This is a genomic window from Paenibacillus barengoltzii NBRC 101215, from assembly GCF_004000745.1.
GTDB lineage: Bacteria > Bacillota > Bacilli > Paenibacillales > Paenibacillaceae > Fontibacillus > Fontibacillus barengoltzii.
Genome location: NZ_BILV01000081.1, coordinates 1 through 3,152, shown reverse-complemented (window position 1 = coordinate 3,152; position 3,152 = coordinate 1). Strand labels below are relative to the sequence as shown.

Here is a 3,152-nt window from a genome sequence, read left to right as displayed (position 1 = left end):
CGCGGATTGTTGACTCCCGTTCCTTTCCAAGTTATGATAATATAGATTAAAGTAATAAGATCTATGGCAAAGACTTGGAACGGGAAGAGTAGGCAGCGTACCCTTCAGAGAGCGGAATCCACGGCTGAGAGATTCTGCAGGACATGTAGCTCGCCGAAGTCGCCCGGGAGTTGTCCGTTTGAGCAGCATCTGATATGGGGTTAGAACGGACCGGCCGCAGCCGTTATCTGCATGAGTGTCGCATTTCTTGCACCGGATGCTGAAGGAGCCGGATGCCATTGATGCGAAACAAAGGTGGTACCGCGAAAGTAAAGCCTTTCGTCCTTTGAGACGAAGGGCTTTTTGTTTTTTCTTAGGCATCATGAAGCAGGCGCGAAAGCCCGTCCGAAGTCTTATGCACACGGGTGGAGCCGATAACGCCAGTCGACTATCTTAGGATTGCCAAGGCTATGCTTATTTGTAACGGAGGTTGAATAGGATGACAGAAAATCAAGGTCAACAAACTTCGTCGGTAGAAATGCCAACGACGTACGATCCGAAAGCAGCGGAGCAGAAATGGCACCGTTATTGGTTGGAGAACGGCTTCTTTAAAGCCGGACAACGGCCGGATGCCAAGCCCTACACGATTGTGATTCCGCCGCCTAACGTAACCGGGATGCTGCATATCGGGCATGCGCTCGATTTGACGCTGCAGGATATTTTGACCCGGACCAAGCGGATGCAAGGCTATGATGCGTTGTGGCTGCCTGGGATGGACCATGCGGGAATTGCAACTCAAACAAGAGTGGAGCAGCGGCTTAGAGAGCAAGGCGTATCCCGATACGACCTGGGCCGTGAGAAGTTCCTCGAACAAGTCTGGGCCTGGAAGGACCAATATGCGGAAACGATTCATGAACAGTGGGCCAAAATGGGCGCATCGCTCGATTATTCGCGCGAGCGGTTTACTTTGGACGAGGGCTTGTCCCAAGCGGTTCGCGAAGTGTTCGTGAAGCTCTATGAGAAAGGCTTGATTTATCGCGGCAAGTATATTATCAACTGGGATCCAGCGGCGCGCACGGCGCTTTCCGATATCGAGGTGGAATATAAAGAAGTGAACGGTCATCTGTACCATCTTCAGTATCCACTGAGCGATGGCAGCGGATATATTACCGTGGCGACAACTCGCCCAGAGACGATGCTTGGCGATACTGCGGTTGCCGTTCATCCTGAGGATGAACGTTATCGTCATTTGGTTGGCAAGACGCTTCGCCTGCCGATCGTTGACCGTGAAATCCCAATTATTGCCGATGAATACGTTGAGAAAGAGTTTGGCAGCGGCGCGGTAAAAATCACCCCGGCACATGACCCGAATGACTTCGAGGTTGGTTTGCGCCATAACCTGCCGCAAATTAACGTGATGGACGAGACCGGCAAGATGAACGCGGAAGCCGGCAAGTATCAAGGACTCGACCGCTTCGAATGCCGCAAGCAGATCGTGAAAGATTTGCAAGAGATGGGCGTGCTGATCAAAATTGAAGACCACGTGCATCAAGTTGGTCATAGTGAACGGACCGGCGTTGTGGTTGAGCCGTATTTGTCGACGCAATGGTTCGTGAAGATGAAGCCGCTCGCAGAAAAAGCAATTGAAGCGCAAAAATCGGGGAACGGCGTGAACTTCGTACCGGATCGGTTCGAGAAAATCTATTTGAACTGGATCGAGAACGTTCGCGATTGGTGTGTTTCCCGTCAGTTGTGGTGGGGTCATCGTATTCCGGCTTGGTATTGCGACGAGACCGGTGAAATGGTTGTTGCCCGCAGTGAGGAAGAAGCACGGGCCAAGCTGGGACGCGACGATATCCGACAAGACGAGGACGTGCTGGATACGTGGTTTAGCTCTGCACTTTGGCCATTCTCTACACTGGGCTGGCCGAATGAGGACAGCGCGGACCTCAAACGCTATTTCCCAACGTCTGTTCTTTCCACTGGTTACGATATCATTTACTTCTGGGTTGCCCGGATGATCTTCACTTCGTTGGAATTCACCGGTCAAGTTCCGTTCAAGGATGTCCTGATCCACGGCCTCGTCCGCGACAGTGAAGGGCGCAAAATGTCCAAATCGCTGGGCAACGGCGTCGATCCAATTGAAGTTATTGAGAAGTACGGCGCTGACGCCATGCGTTACATGCTGTCCACCAGCAACACGCCGGGTCAAGACCTGCGTTTCCGTTGGGAACGCGTTGAGCAAGCCCGCAACTTCGCCAACAAGATTTGGAATGCTTCGCGCTTTGCTTTGATGAACCTGGAGGGCGTGAAGTACGAGGATATCGATATCAGCGGTGAACTGTCGACGGCGGATCGCTGGATTTTGCACCGGATGAACGAAACAGCCAAGGAAATTACACGCTTGATCGATTCTTACGAATTCGGGGAAACGGGTCGATTACTGTACAACTTTATCTGGGACGATCTATGCGACTGGTATATCGAGTTCGCCAAGCTGTCCCTTTACGGGGAAGATGCCGCGGCGAAGAAGAAAACCCAGTCTGTACTGGCCTATGTACTCGATCGCACGCTGCGCATGATTCATCCGTTTATGCCGTTTATTTCCGAGGAAATATGGCAGCATTTGCCGCATTCTGGCGAAACGATTATGCTGGCGGCATGGCCGGAATACGACCCAGCGCTGGAAGCGCCAGACGCCGTTCAGGAAATGAACCTTCTGATCGATGTCATTCGCGCGGTGCGGAATATCCGTGCCGAAGTGAATGTGCCGATGAGCAAAAAGGTCGAGCTCGTCATCAAGCCGGGCAGCGCGGAAGTGCTGGAAGTGTTGTCCCGCAACGAGCATTACGTTCGCCGGTTCTGCAACACTTCGGAGTACGAGGCTTCGCTGAACGCAAATGTGCCGGATAAAGCGATGACCGCCGTTGTAACGGGGGCCGAGCTGTTCCTGCCGCTATCGGGTCTCATTGATATCGCGCAGGAAATTGAGCGTTTGACAAAGGAACTTGACCACTTGAACAAAGAAGTGGAACGTGTCGAGAAGAAGCTGGCTAATGAAGGCTTTGTGTCTAAAGCACCGGTTAAAGTAATCGAGGAAGAACGGGCGAAGATGGCCGATTATTCTGAGAAACGCGACAAGGTGCTGGCTCGGATTGCGGAACTGAAAGGTT

General features: G+C 52.3%; 1 protein-coding gene and 1 other annotated feature. The gene reads left to right on the top strand.

The window, feature by feature from the left end; genetic code table 11:
- The first annotated feature begins 66 nt into the window (after positions 1–66).
- Positions 67–329 (top strand) — a binding site (T-box leader).
- A 149-nt stretch (positions 330–478) separates the two neighbouring features.
- Positions 479–3,152: valine--tRNA ligase (locus tag PBA01S_RS18830; protein ID WP_127576516.1), on the top strand; the 2,674-nt coding region annotated here is incomplete at its 3' end.